Annotated in this window: 15 protein-coding genes; 5 read left to right on the plus strand and 10 right to left on the minus strand. The window is 46.5% G+C overall.

Features of this window, described 5'->3' with window-relative positions; translation table 11 throughout:
• Positions 1-143: 143 nt before the first annotated feature.
• Both FS818_RS24810 and FS818_RS24815 read right to left on the minus strand, forming a co-directional pair.
• On the minus strand, positions 144-1,961 hold the full coding sequence (locus FS818_RS24810; protein WP_145335681.1) for an ABC transporter ATP-binding protein: 1,818 nt from the start codon (positions 1,959-1,961) through the stop codon (positions 144-146).
• Complete coding sequence (locus FS818_RS24815) at positions 1,954-3,690, minus strand: ABC transporter ATP-binding protein (RefSeq protein WP_145335683.1); 1,737 nt, start codon at positions 3,688-3,690, stop codon at positions 1,954-1,956. The genes FS818_RS24810 and FS818_RS24815 overlap by 8 nt, the downstream gene beginning before the upstream one ends.
• A 130-nt stretch (positions 3,691-3,820) precedes the next feature.
• Between FS818_RS24815 and FS818_RS24820 the strand changes: the two genes are divergently transcribed.
• Entirely contained in the window at positions 3,821-4,657 is an 837-nt protein-coding gene (locus FS818_RS24820) for a MerR family transcriptional regulator (protein WP_145335685.1), read from the plus strand.
• Between the two features lie 304 nt (positions 4,658-4,961).
• Here the strand turns inward: FS818_RS24820 and FS818_RS24825 are convergent, their stop codons facing one another.
• From FS818_RS24825 to FS818_RS24840, 4 genes are all read right to left on the minus strand, one after another.
• Positions 4,962-5,540, minus strand: a complete 579-nt coding sequence (locus FS818_RS24825; RefSeq protein ID WP_145335688.1) for a DUF4256 domain-containing protein — start codon at positions 5,538-5,540, stop codon at positions 4,962-4,964.
• Positions 5,541-5,617: 77 nt separating this feature from the next.
• Positions 5,618-8,998: a HEAT repeat domain-containing protein gene (locus FS818_RS24830; protein ID WP_145335690.1), complete on the minus strand. Its 3,381-nt coding sequence runs from the start codon at positions 8,996-8,998 to the stop codon at positions 5,618-5,620.
• Between the two features lie 222 nt (positions 8,999-9,220).
• Complete coding sequence (locus FS818_RS24835) at positions 9,221-10,546, minus strand: sensor histidine kinase (protein ID WP_186331847.1); 1,326 nt, start codon at positions 10,544-10,546, stop codon at positions 9,221-9,223.
• On the minus strand, positions 10,539-11,237 hold the full coding sequence (locus tag FS818_RS24840) for a response regulator transcription factor (RefSeq protein WP_145335694.1): 699 nt from the start codon (positions 11,235-11,237) through the stop codon (positions 10,539-10,541). The genes FS818_RS24835 and FS818_RS24840 overlap by 8 nt, the downstream gene beginning before the upstream one ends.
• 160 nt (positions 11,238-11,397) lie before the next feature.
• Between FS818_RS24840 and FS818_RS24845 the strand changes: the two genes are divergently transcribed.
• Together FS818_RS24845 and FS818_RS24850 are read left to right on the plus strand one after the other, a co-directional pair.
• The gene (locus tag FS818_RS24845) at positions 11,398-12,228 is read left to right on the plus strand and encodes a TVP38/TMEM64 family protein (RefSeq protein ID WP_145335696.1); all 831 of its coding nucleotides are present in this window, start codon (positions 11,398-11,400) and stop codon (positions 12,226-12,228) included.
• A 116-nt stretch (positions 12,229-12,344) separates the two neighbouring features.
• Positions 12,345-12,947: a GNAT family N-acetyltransferase gene (locus FS818_RS24850; RefSeq protein ID WP_145335698.1), complete on the plus strand. Its 603-nt coding sequence runs from the start codon at positions 12,345-12,347 to the stop codon at positions 12,945-12,947.
• 138 nt (positions 12,948-13,085) lie between these two features.
• Here FS818_RS24850 and hemG read toward each other — a convergent pair whose 3' ends face one another.
• The 4 genes from hemG to FS818_RS24870 form a co-directional block, all read right to left on the minus strand.
• Positions 13,086-14,642: a protoporphyrinogen oxidase gene (hemG, locus tag FS818_RS24855; protein WP_145335700.1), complete on the minus strand. Its 1,557-nt coding sequence runs from the start codon at positions 14,640-14,642 to the stop codon at positions 13,086-13,088.
• Positions 14,643-14,933: 291 nt separating this feature from the next.
• Positions 14,934-16,094, minus strand: a complete 1,161-nt coding sequence (locus FS818_RS24860; RefSeq protein ID WP_145335702.1) for a cobalamin-independent methionine synthase II family protein — start codon at positions 16,092-16,094, stop codon at positions 14,934-14,936.
• Positions 16,095-16,241: 147 nt separating this feature from the next.
• Positions 16,242-17,444 (minus strand): winged helix-turn-helix domain-containing protein, encoded by a 1,203-nt coding sequence (locus FS818_RS24865; RefSeq protein ID WP_145335704.1) that lies wholly within the window; start codon positions 17,442-17,444, stop codon positions 16,242-16,244.
• Between the two features lie 145 nt (positions 17,445-17,589).
• A complete protein-coding gene (locus tag FS818_RS24870; protein WP_145335706.1) occupies positions 17,590-18,159 on the minus strand; it encodes an SF0329 family protein in 570 nt (189 codons plus the stop codon).
• 325 nt (positions 18,160-18,484) lie between these two features.
• Here FS818_RS24870 and FS818_RS24875 point away from each other — a divergent pair, with 325 nt between their 5' ends.
• The gene (locus tag FS818_RS24875) at positions 18,485-20,644 is read left to right on the plus strand and encodes an ATP-binding protein (protein ID WP_145335708.1); all 2,160 of its coding nucleotides are present in this window, start codon (positions 18,485-18,487) and stop codon (positions 20,642-20,644) included.
• On the plus strand, positions 20,641-21,327 hold the full coding sequence (locus FS818_RS24880) for a response regulator transcription factor (RefSeq protein WP_145335710.1): 687 nt from the start codon (positions 20,641-20,643) through the stop codon (positions 21,325-21,327). The genes FS818_RS24875 and FS818_RS24880 overlap by 4 nt, the downstream gene beginning before the upstream one ends.
• Positions 21,328-21,529 lie beyond the last annotated feature (202 nt).

Below are 21,529 nucleotides of genomic sequence, written 5' to 3' on the forward strand. Positions count from 1 at the left end.
AAGTATCTGTCCGACAAAAAAGAGCCATGCAATATGCACGGCTCTTTTGGTCTTGTCTATCGTATATTTTGCTATTTTTCTATCCTACTATTTAGCTGTTTTAGTGTTTTACTGTTTTATGAGCACTCTCTGGATCAGTCTCCTTAATCCCACTCAAAAGCTCCAGTATACAATTGATAATACGTACCTTTCTCCGCTAACAACTGTTTGTGGTCGCCACGTTCCTTAATCTTGCCATGCTCCAGCACCATAATGGCATTGGAATTCCGCACGGTAGACAAACGGTGGGCGATCACAAATACCGTTCGGCCCTGCATCAGATTATCCATGCCCTTCTGAACCAAGGTTTCGGTACGTGTATCGATGGATGAAGTGGCTTCATCCAGAATCATGACAGGCGGACTCGCAATCGCTGCTCTGGCAATCGCCAGCAACTGGCTCTGCCCCTGTGACAGTCCATTCCCGTTACCATCCAGCCAGGTCTCATACCCGTCAGGCAGACGTTCAATAAAACTCGCCGCATACGACAGCTTCGCCGCCTGAATGACCTCATCGTCACTGGCCTCCAGCCTTCCGTAGCGAATATTCTCAGCTACCGTACCCGAGAACAGATGGGTATCCTGCAGTACAATTCCCAAGGAACGCCGCAAATCTGCTTTGCGAATACGCTGAATGTTAATGCCATCATAGATGATCTCGCCTTCTGTAATATCGTAAAAACGGTTCAGCAGGTTGGCAATCGTTGTTTTGCCCGCACCCGTGGCACCTACGAACGCAAGTTTCTGTCCAGGCATGGCATATAACGTAATATTCTGAAGCACCTGTTTCTTTCCGTCATACGTAAAACTGACATCTTTAAACTCCACTTTACCTTTCAGAACAACACTTGTTCCATCCTCCAGTTTCCAGACCCATCCGGCCTGATCCTGATTTTTCTCTAACGTCACACGGCCTTCATCTGCTTCAGGCTGTTCATCCATTAAGTTAAAGATCCGCTGAGCCCCTGCAAGAGCTACAACAAACATGTTGACCTGCGAGGATATCTCGGCAATGGGCATCGTAAAATTACGGGATAAACTCAAAAAAGCTGCGATAATTCCCAGACTCAGACCGGCGTTCCAGCCCGATATTGCCATAGCTCCGCCTGCAATGGCCACAAGTACGTAGATTAATGTGGCCAGATTCGCATTGATTGGCATGAGGATATTCGAATATTTGTTAGCTGTAGCCGAGTCGTCAAATAACCCATCATTCAGGCGGGCAAATTGCTCCATCGCTTTTTGCTCCCGACCGAACACCTGCACCACTTTTTGCCCATGAATAATCTCTTCAATATATCCATCTACCACACCAATCGATTCCTGTTGCCTGAAAAAGTGCTGGGTTGCCTTGGTACCCACAACTTTGGTAATCCAGAGCATGGCAAGTGCACCTAGTACAACCACGATCGTTAACGGCACATCCAGATATAACATTGTACCGAGAACGACCACAACGGTCACGACAGTGGATAACAACTGCGGCAATCCATCCGTCAGCATCATGTTCAGCGTGTCCACGTCGTTTGTGTAATGACTCATAATATCCCCGTGGGCTTTACGATCAAAATATTTAATCGGCAACTTCTGCATGTGATCGAATAAGCCGTCACGAATCCTCTTCATAATCTGCTGTGAGACGGTAATCATCAGCCGTCTTGAGATAAACGTGCTGATAACTCCAGCGACGTAGATTACAGCCAGAATAACCAAAGCCTGTAACAAGGCGTCAAACACGGGGTTCTGATTCCCGAGCAGCGGCGTAATAAAGTCATCGATTAGCAATCGTAGAAAGGCCGCTGAAGCGACAGAGACGGCGGAACTCACCAGAACCAGAATCAGCGCTAGTGTCGTCCTGAATTTATAGTATTTAAAGTAGGCTAGCAGACGTTTTATCGTCCGACCATATTGAATGTTATCCATCCAGTGCTTCACCGCCTTGCGTCTGTGTATAATAAGCCTCTTGATAAATTGTATTTCTGCCCAGTAGCTCCTGATGGGTTCCGATATCTACCATCTTGCCTTCATCCAGCACGACAATCTGATCGGCATCTTCCACAGATGCAATACGCTGGGCAATGATTATCTTGGTTGTATCCGGTATGCTTTCCTTGAAAACATTGCGTATTAACGCGTCGGTCCGTGTATCTACGGCACTGGTGGAATCGTCCAGAATCAGAATCTTCGGTTTTTTGAGCAAAGCTCTGGCAATACATAGCCTCTGTTTTTGCCCTCCCGAAACGTTCGTACCCCCTTGTGCCAAATGAGTGTCATATCCATCCGGAAACGTGGAAATAAACTCATGTGCCTGCGCCGCTTTGCACGCTTCAATCAACTCTTCATCAGCCGCATGTTCATTGCCCCAACGCAGATTCTCCTTAATCGTGCCTTCAAACAAGACGTTTTTTTGCAATACCATCGCGACCTGGCTACGAAGCAAACTTAAATCATACTCCTTCACATTGACTCCACTGACAAGCACTTCACCCTCACTGGCATCATACAGACGTGGAATCAGCTGTACCAAGGTGGATTTTGCACTGCCCGCAGCTCCAATAACACCAATCGTCTGTCCCGAAGCTATTCGCAGATTGATGCCAGACAGGGCATAATTCTCGGCTTTACCTGAGTAACGGAAGGACACATTGCGGAATTCGATCTCCCCGTTGTGCAGCTCTGCAACTGGCGATTCAGGGCTGGTAATGTCCGGCTGTTCACTTAACAGGTCATTAATCCGTCCCGCCGAAGCTCGGGCAATGGCAACCATAATAACAACAATGCCCAGGGTCATCAAACTCATTAGAATTTGCATGGAATACGCGAATACACTTGTAAGCTCCCCGGTAGTCATGTTTCCGCCCACAACCAGTTTGGCGCCAATCCATGAGATGATCAGCATCACGGTATATAGCACAATTTGCATCAGTGGGATTTCATACGACAGAATGCGTTCTGCCTTAACCATCTGTGCAAATATCCGCTGGGATACAGCTTGAAACTTGGATACCTCACGCTCTTCTCGCACATACGATTTCACAACCCTGATGCCGCGTACATTTTCCTGAACAACTTTATTGAGATCATCGTAACTATCAAAGGCCCGCTCAAAAATCGGAAAAGAATACTTCATGATGATGATCATGCCAATCGCCAGCACGGGTATAACAATCACGAACCATGTTGCGATGGATGGGCTGATGCGATACGTCATAATTGTTGCAAAAATCATCATCACCGGACTGCGGAAGGCAATCCGGATAATCATCAGAAATGCATTTTGCACATGCGTAATATCCGTAGTCAGCCTGGTGACGATGCCTGAAGTCGAGAATTTATCCATATTGGAGTACGACAGCTGCTGCACATGACGGAACAGGTCATAACGCAGATTTTTGCCAAATCCCGACATTGCGATCGCAGAATGTTTACCCGCCAACGCCCCGAAGACCAGAGACACGAGGGCAAACAACACCAGAATCAAGCCGTACTTGGTCACCTGATTCATCTGGCCCCCAGTGATTCCCTGATCAATTAATTCGGCCATAAACAGCGGGATAATGACTTCCATGGCCACTTCACCAAGTAAAAACAAAGGCGTCAGCCACGTATCTTTTTTATATTCTCGTACACTTTGCAGTAATTTCCTGACCATATGCATTCTCCTCATCTAAAATAAACACGCTGATCTGCCATCTAGAAGTAGATCGGCGCTCAGAACAGCTGTATTATAAACTGTATAGTAACTATACAGTCAATCCATTATTTTTGACCTGGAGGTACTTATGCATTCCAATGAAATGTTGTCCATTAGTGCTTTTTCCAAGCTATCCGAAGTTTCGCGCAAAACTCTTATTTACTACGACCGGATCGGTCTGTTCAAACCTGCCTATGTGGCAGATAACGGTTATCGCTATTACAGCCACAACCAGTTTGAAATAATCGGCGTTATTCATATTTTCAAAGAGCTGGGCATGTCCCTCGAGGAAATTCAGCAGCATCTCGGTGAGCGTTCCCCGGAAACCACTCTTCAACTTTTGCGCAAACAGGAGGAAAATTTGCAGTTGCAAATTGCCAAACTGACTCAGGCGAAACAGATGATTATTCAGCGTGCGGAAAATATAGAGCAATCCATGCACCTCGACACCAGCCAAATGCATGTTATCTGGCAACCTGAAACCCCCTTGCTACTGAGCCGCCAGATCTACTCATCAAAAAAGGAGTTTCCTGAGGAACTATGGGAGGATTTTCGAGTACGTTTGAACAAGGAACATGCACCACTCGGTTATCCCGGCGGTGTCATCATTCCTAAAGCGGATCTACTTCGGAAAAATGGAGACATGATCTCCCATATGTATAGCTACATGACCACAGAGCATCATGAACAGGCCTATATGCCGGAGGGATTCTATCTGGTTTCTTATGCCAGAGCCGACTATGGAGATACCGAGAGATTTTTTCCGCAAATCTTTGATCATATAGAGAAGAATCAGTATGTCATTAAGGGTGATGCTTACGAGGATTACATGCAGGATGAGATTGTGCTGCAACATGCGGAGGATTATCTGGTTCGGGTTATGGTGCATATTGAGGAGCCAAATGACAAAGGAGATATAACTTAACTCACTTAACTTAATTTAAATCAAAAAGAGGAACCATTCGCAACCTGCCGAATCGTTCCTCTCTATCCCTGTTGGGACTGCCCTATTTCACTTGACCTAATGCAATCTATATAAGCTGAACTTTCTTTTACACGTTAACGAAGAGGACAGAAAAAAGCTGGAAAAGCAAAGCGTTCGCCTTTATCACCAGATTTTCCCCTTTAGAGAAGGAAATCAAAAAATCTGGGGATAACAGCGATTGGAGGATTATTCTGTCATCGGAGTGAACTGTGTAAAATCTTTAGTTCACTTATCTAGATTTCATTTACACCCTTAACAAACCACGGAAACCTCTTGCAGCGTAATAGGACTCTGCCCCGTTATGGTACATAAACACGGTATCGTAACGGCGGTCGCAAAAAATAGCTCCCCCCCGCTGTCTAATATGTTCAGGTGTCACCACCCAGCTGGAGGTTTTCAGATCGAAGTTACCCAGTTGCTGCAGTTCACGATACTGGGTTTCATCCAGAAGCTCAATGCCCATCTCGATGCACATTTGAACAGCGCTATGCTTAGGTTTGTTCTCTTTACGTGCATCCAGTGCGGCCTGATCATAACATACACTGCGACGGCCCTTCGGGCTCTCTGCTGAACAGTCTACAAAGATATATTCACCTGTCTCACTGTCTAACTCCACAACATCCGGTTCGCCGCCTGTTTTCTCCATCTCGTGGAGCGACCACAGTTTATCAGGGTGAGCTTCGAGTTTGGCCTCGACGTTAACCCAATCCAGATCGGGATGACGACTCATATTCTTTTCAAAACGGGTCTTTAATGCCTTGAACAATTCATCACGTTGTTCCGGTGACAGATCTTTTTCATTTTCAATGGAGTTCGTGGTCATCCTCATTCTCCCCCGCTTCATTAGCATGTAGTGGTGTAGCGAACTGATTCTACTCGATTGTAGTGAAAACAATGATGTTATTCAAGTATTGTCCAACTGTCCAACGCCTGCAGACGAACCGCTTCTTGCTCATGCTGTCGGTAAGCTCTTAAGCGATTGCGGCAATCCTGATTCCATAGTAACTCCTCACCAGCAATCTTTAGCAATGACAGCCCTACCCAGGAAGACGCCATATCCTTCCGCACTCTCAACACATCTACGATGTCGAGCAGTTGCTCCGGTTTCCAATATCCTTTGCTGACAAGCACTGTTTGTGTAATTTCCCGATTCACCGATTCCAGTGTATATGGATGTGCATTAGCGATATCAATGACAGGATGCAACCGGAGTACCACCTGATCCGGCTGGCTCCAGTCCATTGCAGCCAAGTGCAGACGAATCGCGCTCAGCTTCAGCGATTCATGATGCTGAAGAGTCTCGATCATGGCTACATATAATGGAGCAAGTCGCCTTTTCACCGATATAGAACCCGAGACAAGCTGATCAATCAACTCCAGCAAACGTTGACGATGCGGTAAATCCCTCTCTCTACCTGCATTCCAGTTGTCCTCTACCTCCACTTCAGCCAACTGCCGGATGACCTGTACCACCTCATCATTCACTTCCCCGTCCCTGCTAACCGTAACCAAGGCATGAATCGCGGCTTTCCAGCGCGTACCATCCTGCAGATCGATTAATGCTTTGCCAGCACATTGTGAAATGACCTCTGCACCCACATGTCCCCAGCGTGACATCGCATGAAAAGCTTCCATCGATACAATCGGGTCATCATGGCCCGCAATTTCGGTAATCCACTGTAAATATCGCAGTCGCGCTTCCACCGGAAGTTCATCCGGACGCTGATTCAGCAAACTGCGCGCAATGTCGCGATCTGAAGAGGACGCCATTACACTCATCATCGCCCAGCTTCGCTCATCATCCAGACATTGTCTGGCTGCATGACCAATGGCAATAATGACATCCTTGTGCCGCTTCGGCTTCTCAAATTCACGAGTGAGTAAGGTCACGCTTTCACTACTTCTATAAGTTCCCAGCAACCGAACCGCTTCTTTCCGCACTGTAATCTTAAGTTTCTCCCGGTCCAACAGACTCGAAAGCATGGACGTGAGCAGCACCGGGTTCACCCTGCGTGCACACCTCGGAATGGAGTACATCGCTACTCGGGCACGATCTCCATCCAGATTATTTAATAAAACAGGTAGGGCGTCTTCCGGTTCCTCCGTTAACGAAAAAGCATGCAGGGCGGCCTCCACGATATGTACTTCCGGATCATTTAACAGATGCTCTAGTAGCTGATTCGAGCGATAATCGGGCATACCCGCCATACTCCGCATCGCATTGGCACGCTCATAGAAGCTCCGCTTGCTGTCTTGTGCCACCCGGTCAAGCAGCGAAGCCAGCGCCTGTTGCTGACGAGGCAACCAGCGGTAAAAGCCATGATAAGCTGGAACGAGATAGACCGTTTTCCCTGTCAAATGCTTGCCTTTGAGGACTTTGCCGGAGATAAACGGATCAAGCCACTCCTGACGTTTCAGATGCAAGTGCTCGAACACTTCGTAGAATGAAATGAATGTCGGATCAAGGTCCAGCAGTTCCCTAACCCGTTTATCCCTGGTCTTGTAGGGTGCGAGCCAATACCTGACCGCTTGAGCCGCTGACTTCTTCCCTTTCACTAACTCTTCCAGAAGGGCGTGAAGTTTGGGCAACCGATCAATCGCTTTGCCAAATGCACTAGCCATCTGCAGAACGACGTAGTCACTCTCCCGCTTGTTCGCTTCTACACCTATGGCATAGATCTCATCAAATAAGGTTTCGAGTGCGGCCTGCGGCAGACTGTTCCACTCTCTGGAAAATAACATAAACTGCCCATCACGCATCGCCATGCGCTTGATCGTTCTAAGCGCAAATTGGAACAAGGGACGCTCGGGTTCACTTGCATGCTCCAGCAGCATGTCAAAAGCCAATTGCTCGACTCCCGTTCTGGTTCCATACGAAGTATCTCTGGCCTCAATGACACTGTCCACCAGGATCGTCAGATGTTGCACATGCTCTTGCTTAAACATCGTGACTGGACATCTCGATAGTTCGGCTATAACCATAAATCGCACCGGGTCCTGATCGTTTTTCACTCTCGTCAGGAACCGTAACGTTTCCTCCATCCCACTACGGGACAGAGCCGTGCTTTGTATCAGCCGGGAATACGCCATAGCACGCTCATCCGCATTCGACACCTGAACAGCCTGTTCCAGCGTTTCTCTAACTTGTGCAATCAGACGACGTGCTGTCATTTCGAACGTTCTTCCTTGGTCTTCCCGGACTTCTCGCAGGTTAAGCATGCGAACCGCTTCTTTGTCGCGCAACTGATGCGGCAGTACATCGAGCAAGGATATTGGGAACACTCGATTTGTTCGCTCCTGCTTCGGATATGCTGCGTTAAATAACGCTTCACGGCTCGATGGGGCAAGCGTACCCAGCACCTTTGCCACTTGAAAAGGTGCATCGGCAAGTAGGGTCACAATTGCAGTCCAATGCGCAGCGGTGAAGTATCTTCTCTTTTTCAACACACCAGCCGGAACTCCGTTGTTCAGCAGATATGCCCTTGTCTCCTGCCTCGTAAGCAACTCGAATACTTGCTCAGGGCTAGTCCGAATCAGGATGCCCAGTTGATTCTTAATCACAGGATGAATCTGTTCCTTGGGACCATAAGACAATGCATATTTCAGGACTGCTGCTGGTCTTAATACACTAAGCTTCTCTACCGCCGTGCTCATTTCATACCACACACTGGACCTGTCGCTCTCCGATACCTGATTCAAGGCATTTTCTAAGTAAGCGGCGACCAGATCCGGGTACCGGGTTGTTACGGTTCGCCAATTATGAATTGCATATCCAAGCTGTGGCAATCGTGTGCAAACCGTTGCTTCACCACACATGGATAGCAGGAAAATAGCGTCATCTGCGCCCCAACGTTCCAATACGATCGGCAACAGCCGTTCCGCCCAGTCCTGTCTGGTATACTTCACAATGCTCCGCAACAGTTGCTGACGACAATGGTGCGACATCGAAACGATCTCGGTTTCAATGTCATACCCCGGATCAGTGACCACCTCTGCCAACATCCTGGCAGCCCGGCCCCTGACCCCGGCCTTGAGATGATTTAATGCATGTATAACAGCTTGTGCATCCTTTACCGCACCAGCTCCGGTTAATGCCAGATGTGCCTCGTACGCTGTCCCGCTGTCCAACAGCTCAATCAGTAACGCAGCGTAATCATTCGCGCCCACAGCCAGGTGATTCCGTCCCAGCCGTGCAATCTCTTTCATTCGGTTCGAATAACCAAGCGAGTCCAGTTCTTCTAAAACCCGAGTTTTACTCAGTGGAGTATGATTGTTCTTCATAAAGCCTCTCCCCTCACTCACATTGTGGCCCTTACTTTCACTTCATTTTCATTTACACTTTTTCCCCTTTTACTACTCTCTTATATAACCCTTCTTAACAGGCGGAAGTTACATCGAATAAGCGAAAATGTATTATTTCTTCCCGGGACGTGTCTTCAAACCTACTGAAGTGCATCTTTATCCCCCTTTTTCGCCCCTGCTACGTCAATACGACTTCCGAGCTCATTTACTGAGAATAACGGGCAATTCGATCTGTAGGATAAATATGTCTGCTGCCTGAGATATCTTCAATGTTCCGTTATGCTGTTCGATGATTTTCTGGCAACTCACAAGTCCGATCTCGTTACTGTCCTTCGTTTTGTCCACAGGTCTAATCCGGTTCCGAGCGGTCATGATTAAAGACTGTTGCTCTATAGATAAATCGATATCCACTGGATGAGAACGATCCGCATATTTCTTTATATTCGAGAAAATATTATCAAACACACGACGGATCGCTACAAGATTCAACTCGATCAAAAAGGCCTGTTCCCCGTATTTCTGCTTCAACTCAACATCGAAATGTTCCATTAAGGCCAGTTGCTCATCCAGAAGCTGATCAAACAACTCTCGCCCATCATAGATTTCGGATTCCACATCCTCTTCCTCTGACGCAGAAGAGACCGTAAAGTACTCAAACAGCTTATCTGATAATATCTTGATCTGATAAGCCTTCTCTCGGCTATTGTGAATATACTGGTGCAGATCCTCCTGTGTCTTGTATTTGCCCAGTTCAATAATGTCCATGTATCCCAGCAGAATCGTGAGCGGTGTGCGCAAATCATGAGAAATCGCCGTAATCAACTCTCGATTCGCGCTTCTCACCCTCTCCTCGCTGCCAAGCCGTTCCACAAATGATTTCCGCATTTCATCAATACTCCATGCCAGCGATGACAGCTCGTCTTTACCAGATACCGTAATCTTATAATCCAGATTGCCGCCTTCCAGTATTTTAATCTCACGCTCCAGATTGCCAATATAGGATATTTTCCGATTGATCATGAGCAAGAAGGCAACAATAAACGTAATCAAAGCTGCGAATACCGTCAAAATCAAAAGCAGATTATAGTATTGATATTCATAGAAACCAACCAGATAGATCTGCACTGTTTTATCTGCAAACTGCACGGTTGTAATCGGTGTTCGGGAAGGCAGGAACTGAGTTAACAGTTCTTCACTGATCGCAGCATCCGCTTCTATGTTGGACGCATATATCAATTTATCCTGTTCAAACATAAACAGCTCCAGATACCGTTCCCCACGAATCCACTCCGAGAGCCGCTGATGATCCTGTGTGGACAAGTGCTCGCTACTTACCATGGTCTGGAATCGTTCCAATGCATCCTGCTGTCTGTTCTCGCTAAACGTAGATTTACTAAGATAACTGTCAAGCGCGGTTTCGCCAACCACCTGTAACACAATAAATGTACTTACCGCAACAAACAGAGAGAGAATAATGGCGAGCACCAGCTTGAGCTTCAGTTTTTTCCCGATGAGCAGTTTATTCAATTTTGTACCCCTTCCCCCAAACGGTCTGCACATATTTAGGATGCTGCGGGTCATCTTCCAGCTTGTTTCTCAAATTCCGAATATGAACCATTACCGTGTTATTACAGGTATAAAAATAAGGCTGTTGCCACACGCTCTCATAGATATTTTCGGCTGAGAAAACCTTTCTTCGTTTGGACGCCAAGAGCAACAGAATTTGATACTCAATTTCCGTCAGCGAGATTTCTTTCTCACCGATATACACCGATTTCGCATCCTTGTGAATGGTCAGATCCTTCACCGCAATGTTCTCAGCCTCTTCGACCTTCTCCTTGCCCCGGTAGACATAATATCGGCGAAGCAGCGCTTTGACCCTTGCCACCAGTTCGGTATACGAGAATGGCTTGGACAAAAAGTCATCGCTCCCCGACGAAAAGGCCAGTTGTTTATCCGAATCCTGTGTTTTCGCTGTCAGGAACAGGATCGGCGCACTTGTTTTTTCACGAATCTCCAGACATGCCTTCAGTCCAGACTTATTGGGCATCATCATATCCAGAATAATAAGATCTGTCTCTTCCGTTACTTGATCTACCGCATCTTGGCCATCGACGGCTTCAATGACTTCGTAGCTTTCACTTTCTAGCAAAATTTTCACGATCTCACGAATCTCACTATTGTCATCTGCAATTAAAATCTGCTTGTTGTTGTTCATTCGAAATCCCTCCGTTCATTCCAGTATAGTCTGCGTATTTTAACAGAGCCAGCGGATCAGGATCGCCTTAAGAATTCTTAAGAAGTTAAGTAGGTATCTCTTCATGATTTCGTTTTATACTGTTAATAGTGAATGTCATTACAAAAAGGGGTCTTACGTTATGCCGAAATTCTCAAAACGTATTGCGATGAAAATATTGTTGGGCTTGTTCGCTGCCTTATCCATGGGCCTGCTGGTTTATTATGCGCCTGCCATCATTAAGATCATGTCGTCAATGGACAATTTCAGAGCTTATATTCATTCCACGGGACACTGGGGCCCGATCATGTTTATTTTATTCCAGATTCTCCAGATCGTCGTTGCGCCGATTCCAGGAGAAATCGTGCAAATTGCCGGGGGATATATCTACGGTACTGCACTCGGTTCCTTCTATACAACCGTTGGTCTGGTCTTAGGTTCAGCGATTGCCTTCTACTTCACCCGTTTCATCGGCCGTGATTTTGTATCGCGTCTGCTGCGGAAGCAAAATCTGAAATGGATGTCATTCATGCATGATGAGCGAAAATTTGCCGCCTTTTTGTTTATCTTTTTCCTCGTTCCCGGGTTGCCCAAAGACATGCTTGTCTTTGTCGCTGCGCTGACATCCATCAGCTCTTTACGATTCTTCACTATTCTGCTGATTGGACGGTTGCCCTGGATTATCGCTTCGACCGTGGTAGGTTCCAACCTTCACATGCAACAATATACCATTGCCATCATCATATCGGTTATTGCTGTCGTTGGATTTATATTCGGATACATCTACAAGGACAAATTAATGAATCTGTTCTCCAAAGCGGATAAAACGAGTCAGACAAATATGAACATCGAGAACAATGAAGATAGTGAGATCAAGGAGATGAACGAGACAAAGGAAGTCCACACAACGTTTAAAACAAAAACTGCACCTGCTTTAGTTAAGCCGAGAGACTTCGCACCGAAAAAAGGATAAAGATTACGGAAGATTTGAATATGCAACTATACAATCACGCACAAAACAAAATACGGAATACGGAATATGGAGTAGATATCCAAGATCTATTTCCGTCATCATTGGAGGAATCAGATATGCAAAACATTGTAACGGATCGATTGATTTTACGTAATTTTGCCGCAACGGATGCTGCCGGATTGCTCGAGTATACCGCGAATCCACGAGTGAATTGCTTTATGGATCACCAGCTGTCGACACTTGAGGAAGCAGTCGCAGAGGTAGCGAAACGAAGCAAGGACGACTCCCATATCGCCGTTTGTCTAAAAGACAGCAATGAAATCATTGGAGAGCTGTTTGGGATGACAGAGGGCCATGATCCAGATTCAGATTCGGACTCGAAATCGAATCCAAAATCAACGTCAGATTCGGATACGTATAGTGTCGGCTGGAATTTTAACGGAAGGTTTGAGGGAAAAGGATACGCCAGTGAGAGTGCCCGTGCCTTCATGGAATACCTGTTCATGGAGCAGGGAATTCGGAGAATTTACGCTTATGTGGAAGACGATAACTTCCGGTCTCAGAAGCTCTGTGAGAAACTCGGCATGCGCCGGGAAGGACTGTTTCTTGAATTTATTTCTTTTGTCAAAAATGAAGACGGTACGCCGAAATACGAGAACACGTATCAATATGCGATATTAAAAAAAGAATGGCTGGCGCAGCAGGCTACTGCGAAATAGCATGATTCACTTCTCTGGATCGTGTGAATATATTCCTTGAGCCGATGATTGCAGCGTAAGTAAATTCAGTGCCCTGCCAATAAAAAGCGGCAACTTTTCCCCGATTGATATTCGGGACAGGTTGCCGCTTCTTTATGTTTATCCAGTTCCCAACAGCGTGCTAATAACTTTCTCCGCCATGGTCTTGCCTTGAGAGATACAATCGGGTACGCCAATTCCGCGGTAACCTCCGCCACCAGCGTACACTCCCGGCATAACATCTTCCAGTAACTTCTCAACCTCCGCGATTCGTTTTAGATGCCCGACTTGATATTGAGGCATGGATAACGGTAATCGGTTAATTTCTGTATATACGGGTTCTGCGGATATCCCCATAGTATCCTGTAATTCAAGGCGTACTTCGGCAATGATTTCTTCATCGGTAAGTTGATGACTCATCGGGTCACGGCCGTATTTTCCCACATATGCTCGCAAAAGAATGTGCCCTTTCGGCGCCGTATGCTCCCACTTGCTTGATGTCCAGGTGCAAGCCGTAATTTTGCGTTCTTCCTTGCGCGGTACGACAAAGCCGGATGCATTCAGGGAAACGCCCACATCCTTCTCCCGATAAGCCAGTACAACGTTCATCACCGAAGCATACGGGATCGAACGCAGGTGTTCTGCAATCGACTCATGCTCATGTGCAAGTATATCTGCTGCTGCATACGCTGGAGTCGCAATGACTACCGCATCCGCTGCAAGCGTCGTTCCATTGTTAAGATGAACCGTATAACGTATATTTTCTTTTCCTTGCTCTTGTTCTGTTTTCGAGACACGGGAAATTTTCGTGTTTCGGATCAAATGCGCTGTGGAAGAAAGTCTCTGTTCAAGTTGCGTTACTACACCTTCCAATCCACCCCGTGCACTCAAAAACATGCTTCGAGTGGCCGTGCCCGATGGTTGTGATGCGGGTTTGGAAGCTGGACGAGCTACCGATTTGGTTGCAGGTTGTAACGTAGACTCCGTTGTGGTTTGAGCCCCAGGCTTGATTGTTTGCTTCGGTGCGCGGCTTTTTCTCACACCCAGCATACCCACGATCAGGCTACGGTGTTTTTGCTCCGTTTCCTGCAACATTGGAAACGTTGCTTGTACACTCAGTCCGTCCGCATTGCCAGCATATATGCCTGCCAAGAGCGGCTCGGCGATCTGCTCCAGCACTTCATCGCCAAGACGTCTGCGTAGCAGTTGCCCCAGTGACTCATCCTCCACGCCAGGTCGTCGTGGCAAAACAAGATCTGCCGCTGCTCGCACCTTGCCCCGCAGTGACAATAAACGAGTTGTTACGAAGGGTTTCCACTTCGTAGGCACACCGAGCATAAAGCCATCCGGGATCGGATGCAATTTATTCCGATAGGCGATATAGCTATGCAACACCCCTGGACGCGTACCAACAATCTCATCCCCCATGCCGAGTTCTTGCATAAGCTCAATGATGGATGTTTTGCGTGCGAGAAAAGAATCCGGCCCCCGTTCGATCACGAATCCCTCCCTTTTACCGGTGTGTACATGTCCGCCGAATCGATCACTTTTTTCCACAATAATAAGTTCTGCTGCAATATCATTCGCTCTGCAAAACTGTTCAATATAATAAGCTGCGCTTAATCCGGTAATCCCACCGCCAGCGATGACAACTTGTTTCTTGCGTTGATTGTTCATGCTACACTTCCCGCCTATATAGACTTTAACCCCTAATCCGTAACTCACTCTTCACAAGTGTAGAGCAGATGCCAGGTCAGAAAAGTGAGAAGAATCACAAAACAGCCATAACGAATATAATGCAACGAATCCGTCAAAATAAAAAAGCGACCTCTCCTGAATATTGCTTGGAAAAGATCGCCGTCTATAGCCAGCACGTATGGTCGAGTTTGCTCCCCGTTTACGAGGCGTTAACTATTTCTACGCTTATGTCTATGTCACGCCTATGAAAATATCTATATGCTATGGAGACTAGCTCCCCCAGTATTGCTTCGCAATCTGCTGGCCCTGATGAATCTTCGCCCATTGTTGGGCTTCGCTCAGTTCGTTCCCGCCATCACAGGAGGCAAAACCACATTGGTGAGACAGCAGTAGCCTATCCTTGTCGATAATCTTGGAGGCTTCGTCCAGCAGACGAACCACGCGCTCCTCATCATCGAGCGTACTTGTTTTGGAGGACAGCAGACCCAGTACAATTTCTGTATCCGGTCTGTCTTTGAACACTTCCAGCGCTTCGATGGAACCCGCACGATCATCATCCCACTCCAGGAAGAAACGGTCATACTTCAATTGCTTTAGGAACAGATTCGCAATCTTCACATACGATCCGCCGCCCATGTTGCGGGAATCATAATTGCCGCGGCAGTTATGTGTCCACATTTTCAGCCCCAGACTATGACCGAAGTCAATGACCGTATTGTTGATATCAATAAACTCCGTGGCGAGGCCCTGTACTTCCTCTTGATTAATATGCTCTCCGGTAAACGGCGAGTTCGGATTGTCATCGGCAAACAGCTCCCAGAGACAATCATCCATTTGCAGAATTTTACCACCCGCAGCTGCAAACTCCTGCACAAATTCCGTATAAGCACTCACCAGACCCGCTTTTAGCTCCTGTGTATTCTGGTATACTGCGTCCTTGCCACCAATATTGTCCGACCACGATAATTCACCGAAAATATGGGATGGCGATGGAATGCAGAGTTTGGTCTGCTGGTCCCCCGCTTGGTCCTGCAACTGCTTGAACAGTTGAATGAAATGATGATTTTTGCCGCTCAGTTGACCCGTAATACGAAGCCCGATATCTTTGCGCGTTTCATATTTAGAAGTGCCGTCCACATCTCTGAAAAAGTACCCATGATCCGCAATATACCGCTCCACTCCGCCAAATCCCCACACAAAGTCGAGATGCCACATCGATTTGGAAAATTCGCCGTCCGTGATGACAGACAGGTCATTCTCAATCTCCTTTTGGATCACTTGTTCAATCGCTCTCGTCTCACATTGCTGGTATCCTTGAAAGTTTTCATAGAATGGATACTGGATATCATCCCGGTGTTCAATCTGTGTTTTATATGTCAGCAGCTCTTCCGGCCGCAATAAACTGCCTACGATCTGGAACTTGTCAGTCATGTAAATAACCCCCTCGTTGTATATGATCATCATATCATGCGGAGCGAGGTTAGAAGAGATACCAAAAAAGTATGACTGGTAATAGCTTCAGGCTATAGCAAGTGTGGAATAAAAACGTGTATGCTCTTCAACTCTGGTCTTTGGTTCTTAGTCTTTTCCCTCTATTGAAATCGTCTCACAGTGATTGAATATTGCAAACCGCTCGAAACATTCCTTCACCACGGCTACAAGCTCTTCCGTTGGCTGCATGTCTTTTTCGTACCAGACACGTTTAACAACAAGTCTTCCAGATTTCCGTTCCACGATAATCTCGGCTCGCCCAATGAACCGATCACCATACAGTAAAGGCAACACATAATAACCAAATTTCCTTTTGAGAGCCGGCGTATAGATCTCCCATTTATAGTCGAACTCAAACAATGCATAAATAAGCTTTCTATCCCACATTAAATTATCCAGCGGAGCGATTAATTCGCAACGCGATTGTAACTCCGGATTTTGCAGTATGCGTTCAATCATAGGTACGTCTTCTGTCCGGCAGTATAAACGTTCCTTCATTTGTTCTACCTCAACAGCAACAATGCGATCTTCCAGCAATAGCTCATGAAAAGCCCTGTTCCGCTGCCCTGTCTTTAAGCCCCATATATTAAGCCAGGCATCGGATGCACGATTCCACAGTAAACCGACAGCACCGATTCGGCGCAATACCCTCCACTTGTGATGATCTAATTCGTTCAATAACGGTTCCGGGGCATGCAATACATCAGCTCGTATGTGTTTCTCAGCCAGATCATAATATTTACGTGTTCCTTTTTTATGATGGATAACCAGTTCGCCTGTCGAATACATCTGCTCCAGCACCGAGCGCGAAACGTTGTTCCCACTACTCCAGTGAATGGCCGAACGCCAAGTGAAATCTCCCTCCAGTTGCAATGCATTTAATTCGTTCGAACTTACCGGACCAACCTGCTGTATATAAGACCGTACTTGCCTTGTGAGCGCCTCCATCTGGGGATAGCTTTCGGCATGCTGTCTGGCCGCCTGTCTGTACCGTTCGAAATAAGGCCAGTCCTCTACCGGGATTATAGCGAGATTCTTATCGGGATAATCCATCAGCAATCGATCTTGATACAAAAGCTCTTCGAGCATATTCTTGCTAAACCCACGAATGCGTGACTGCAGCACCAGTTCGGCATTTTTTCCACAGATATCGATAGGATCGTATTGAATGCAACCAACTTGCCTTGTAAATTCCATGACCCCTGACTTTCCATCATATTGATGCTCGCCTACCAGCCCATGCTTTAACAATAAAAATTGCCTGGCTTGCTGTTTGGTTAATCGTATCATCGGACATGTTCACCCCTTAACAAGTTCAAGCAAAGCAACCCCTCGAATATGTAGCGGCTATTGTGCAAAGAGTCGTGTTACAGCACGGCTCTCTTTGCTTAATAGGCTGTTTATAGCCTTAGTATAATACGAGCAATTAAAATTTTCACACCGTTCTGCGGCGCAATTCGTAAAAGTACTGCACGGCAGAATGCTTCATTTTAATTGAATCGGACATATTCAGAATCCGCTTTTTGCCTACTCGCCTGTCGATCAACGCGAGAATATTGAGCAGGATGTCACTACTCTCCAGATTGTCCTCAATTGAAGTCGCCAGAAACGTAGTGGCTACCGCCGTAAAATTGGTTTTGCTCAACGCGGCCTGAGCCGCTAACAGCTCTTTGGCATGAGAAGTGCTCTTGCGACCTCGCACCATGATCTCAAGACGTTCCTCCGGCACAGCCCCTTTGGTTTCCTTGCGAATCGCTTCAATCTCTTCAGGGCTTACAGGAATGACGATATTGGGATCATTCTTGATCTCCTGATCGTTCTTATACCACTGAATGGGCGTCGTCGCATCCGCCATATTGAGAATGTTTTTCTGATCCACAGTCAGGTAACAGCTCCCCGATCTATCCGGCAAAAAGCGATAGCTGGTCGCCCGATATGCTACTGTTCCAGCCAGTGCGGGGCTAAGAAAACTGTCTAATTGTTGTTTTAATTTACTCCAGGACATAGTTCCTCCTATGATTGAACCCGTTCTATCCGCCGGGAAGCCTACCCCAAGCGAAAATTATCTCGATTATAACACAGCCTGACGAACTAATAACCCCGAGAGCTTATACATGTCTATTCACTTGACCCCACCTGAAAAGCCTCAGCCTTCATTCAAGTATTCTTCAATAATCCAGTCCTCCTGCTATCCAAATCGTATATGAAGAAAAATTTAACTTCACTGAAAGGATGTTTTTATCTCCACGACCCACACATTTTCTTTTGTTGATGCTATCATGAAGATATTCAGATATTTTTAGCGCATTTTGTAGATTGGGGTCGACTTCATGATCAGGGATATTCTTCGAGTCAGTTCTCGTACGATCTTGCTTCACATCACTTTTGTTGTTGTTATCGGTCTGGTCATAAGCTATGCCATTATGTCTGCACCAGACTCCCCTTCTATTCGAAGCGAAAAAGGCCTGCTAGATTTAACTCAGGATCACATTCGTACGAATCCTGTAAAGTTAGACGGGGATTGGACATTCTACTGGCATGAATTGCTTTCGCCTGAGGATATACGGAACCGGATCGAAAAGGGTGAGCTGCCAGATCGATACATCAACATCCCTGGATCATGGCTAGGTTACCCATTGGATGGTCAAGAACTGACAGGAGAAGGCTTTGCCACGTTTCGTCTGCTCATTCAACTTAGCGAGCAGGACAAGAATGAGCGACTTGCGCTACGGCTACCTACCATTTTTCATGCTTATAAACTATGGGTTAATGGAGAACTGCTTGCAGAAGAAGGTAAGGTAGGTCAAGACAAAAGTAATACGATACCGCAGTTGGCAACGAAACTAGTATTCTTCGAGTCCAAAAGCGACAGGATGGAACTAGTCATGCAGGTATCCAATTTCCATCATAATCGAGGCGGCATCACCAAGGAAATCGAACTAGGCGGCAGTAATGTGTTAACGGTCAGGACTAAACTGAAGATCGCCACAGATATGTTCATCACTGCAAGTCTGCTTGTCATTGGCATGTATAATTTGATGTTATTCCTTCTGCGCCGTCAGGATAGAGCACCGTTATACTTTGGTTTGTTTACCTTGTTGTTCGGTGTCCGCTCCTTGCTGAACGGCGAGTTGATGTTCACACAATTTTTCCCTGATTTCCCGTGGGAATTGCAATTTAAGATGGAGTATCTGACTCTTTCTCTTGGCGGGTATGTCATTACCAAGTATTTTGAATGTATTTTCCCGAATTATGTCTCGCGATGGTTCCGTCTTGGCAGCCGGATCGTAACGGGATTGCTATGCGTGGTTGTTGTTGTAACTCCCGCACTGATCTATACCAAATTGTTAATGCTGATTGGTGTGGTCGTGGTTCTACATATGACATATCTAATGGTTGGACTGGCCAAGGCAGCTATACAGCGGTCAGAGGGAGCACTGATTTTCCTGCTCGTTTCGGTGGTTGCTTTGATTACGGTGATTAATGATTTTTTATATTTCAGTGAGTGGTCCCCAATCGGGAATACTTCTCCGGTAGGTCTGTTGATATTTACGATTGCACAGATGATTCTGCTTTCTTCCAGATTTACAAGGGCAGCAACAAACGAAGAACGGATTACACGTGAGCTACAGGAAGCAAATGACAGGCTTACGGATATGAATACCAATCTGGAGAAACTGGTGGAAGAACGCACACATGCATTATCTGCAGCTCACGAAGATCTGCGTACTTCGTATGAGCAGTTACTCCGATCGGAGCATGGAAGAAAGAAACTGCTTGCCTACATTACGCATGATTTGCGCCTGCCACTGTCCAGCATGCTTGGTTATGTCGAAGCGGTAAAAGACATGGTGAAACCCGAACGAAACGAACAGTATCTAAAGTATATCCGTGATAACACGATACGAATTAATCATATGATCGGGGAGTTGTCCTTCTTGTCTCATCTGGAGACAGGACAAGTGGAATACCACATGGAGCCGGTTCATGCAGCCGACTTCTTACATCGCTTTTTTGAACAATATGAGCTGGTTGTGCTTGACGCAGGACTGGAATTCACTCTGGACATCGGCGGAGGAAAAGAACAGCGGGTTGACTCTCCTATCCTTGAGATGGATGAGCAACGATTGGAGCAGGCAGTGTTTAATCTCCTATCCAACGCGATGAAGTTCACCTCTGCTGGTGGAATCATACGTCTTGCTCTAGCCGTGGACGAGACAGAAGATCACCCTTGTGTGATCATTAGTGTACAAGACTCCGGCATGGGTATTCCCCCGGATCAACTCGAGCAAATCTTCGATCGCAATTACCGATATGATCGGCCAAGCACGGACATGAAAGTAGAGGGCAGTGGACTTGGACTCGCAATTTGCAGGGAAATTGTTCAGGCACATGGAGGAAGCGTTCATGCGGAGAGCGATGGTAAAACAGGGTCAATATTCTATATATCGTTGCCGATATATACAAAAAACAGGAAGGTGACCGCATGAAGGACCCGCACAAAATTATGATCATCGATGATGATCCCCATATATGTGAAATTGTTCAGGCGTATTGCGAACGAGAAGGTTTTAATTGCGCTTATAGTCATACCGGGACAGAAGCCATGAAGCTCCTTGCATCGTTTAATCCTGATTTGATTGTACTGGACGTGATGCTAGCCAATGAAAACGGCATTGACTGGTGCAGGAACGCAAGAGGTTATACCGATGCGCCGATCTTGTTTCTGAGCAGCCATGAGGAAGATGAGGTAAAGATCAGCGCATTGACGGATGGCGGGGATGATTATGTGACCAAGCCGTTCAGTCCAGGCGTGCTCATGGCCAAAATCAAGGCTCATCTTCGCAGGGTATCGTCAAGCAGGCGGGAACAATTGCTGGAATTACCAGGGTTGCAGCTGGATTTCTATGCGCAGTCCGTCAACATAGGTAGTAAAACCATTTTTTTATCCAAAAAAGAATTCAGTCTCCTGTCCTACATGGCACAACATGTGAACCGGGTCATCTCGGTCGATACCTTGTTCAATCTCATCTGGGGCATGGAAAGTCTGGAGGATACGAGAACAGTCGCTGTACACATCAGTAATTTACGCAAAAAGATCGAGGAAGACCCTCTCCATCCCGAGAGAATTATTACGATTCGGGGAGCAGGATACATGCTGGCCTCGTCATAACTATTTTCATATTTTCAACTCAGCGATTCGCTGGTTTGGCATCAATCTTTAGTAGCAGTTCGTATTAAGTGTCAGGCGTGTACTGGAATTTCTGGTCGATGTGACCATCCATTCCGGTAACGTCTTTTTATTTTTAATGGACATAAGCATGCATGTAACGAGCTTCCAGCCGTCCGAACAATATAAAAAGCCCAAAGCGATG

The organism is Paenibacillus xylanexedens (assembly GCF_007680605.1).
GTDB lineage: Bacteria > Bacillota > Bacilli > Paenibacillales > Paenibacillaceae > Paenibacillus > Paenibacillus xylanexedens_B.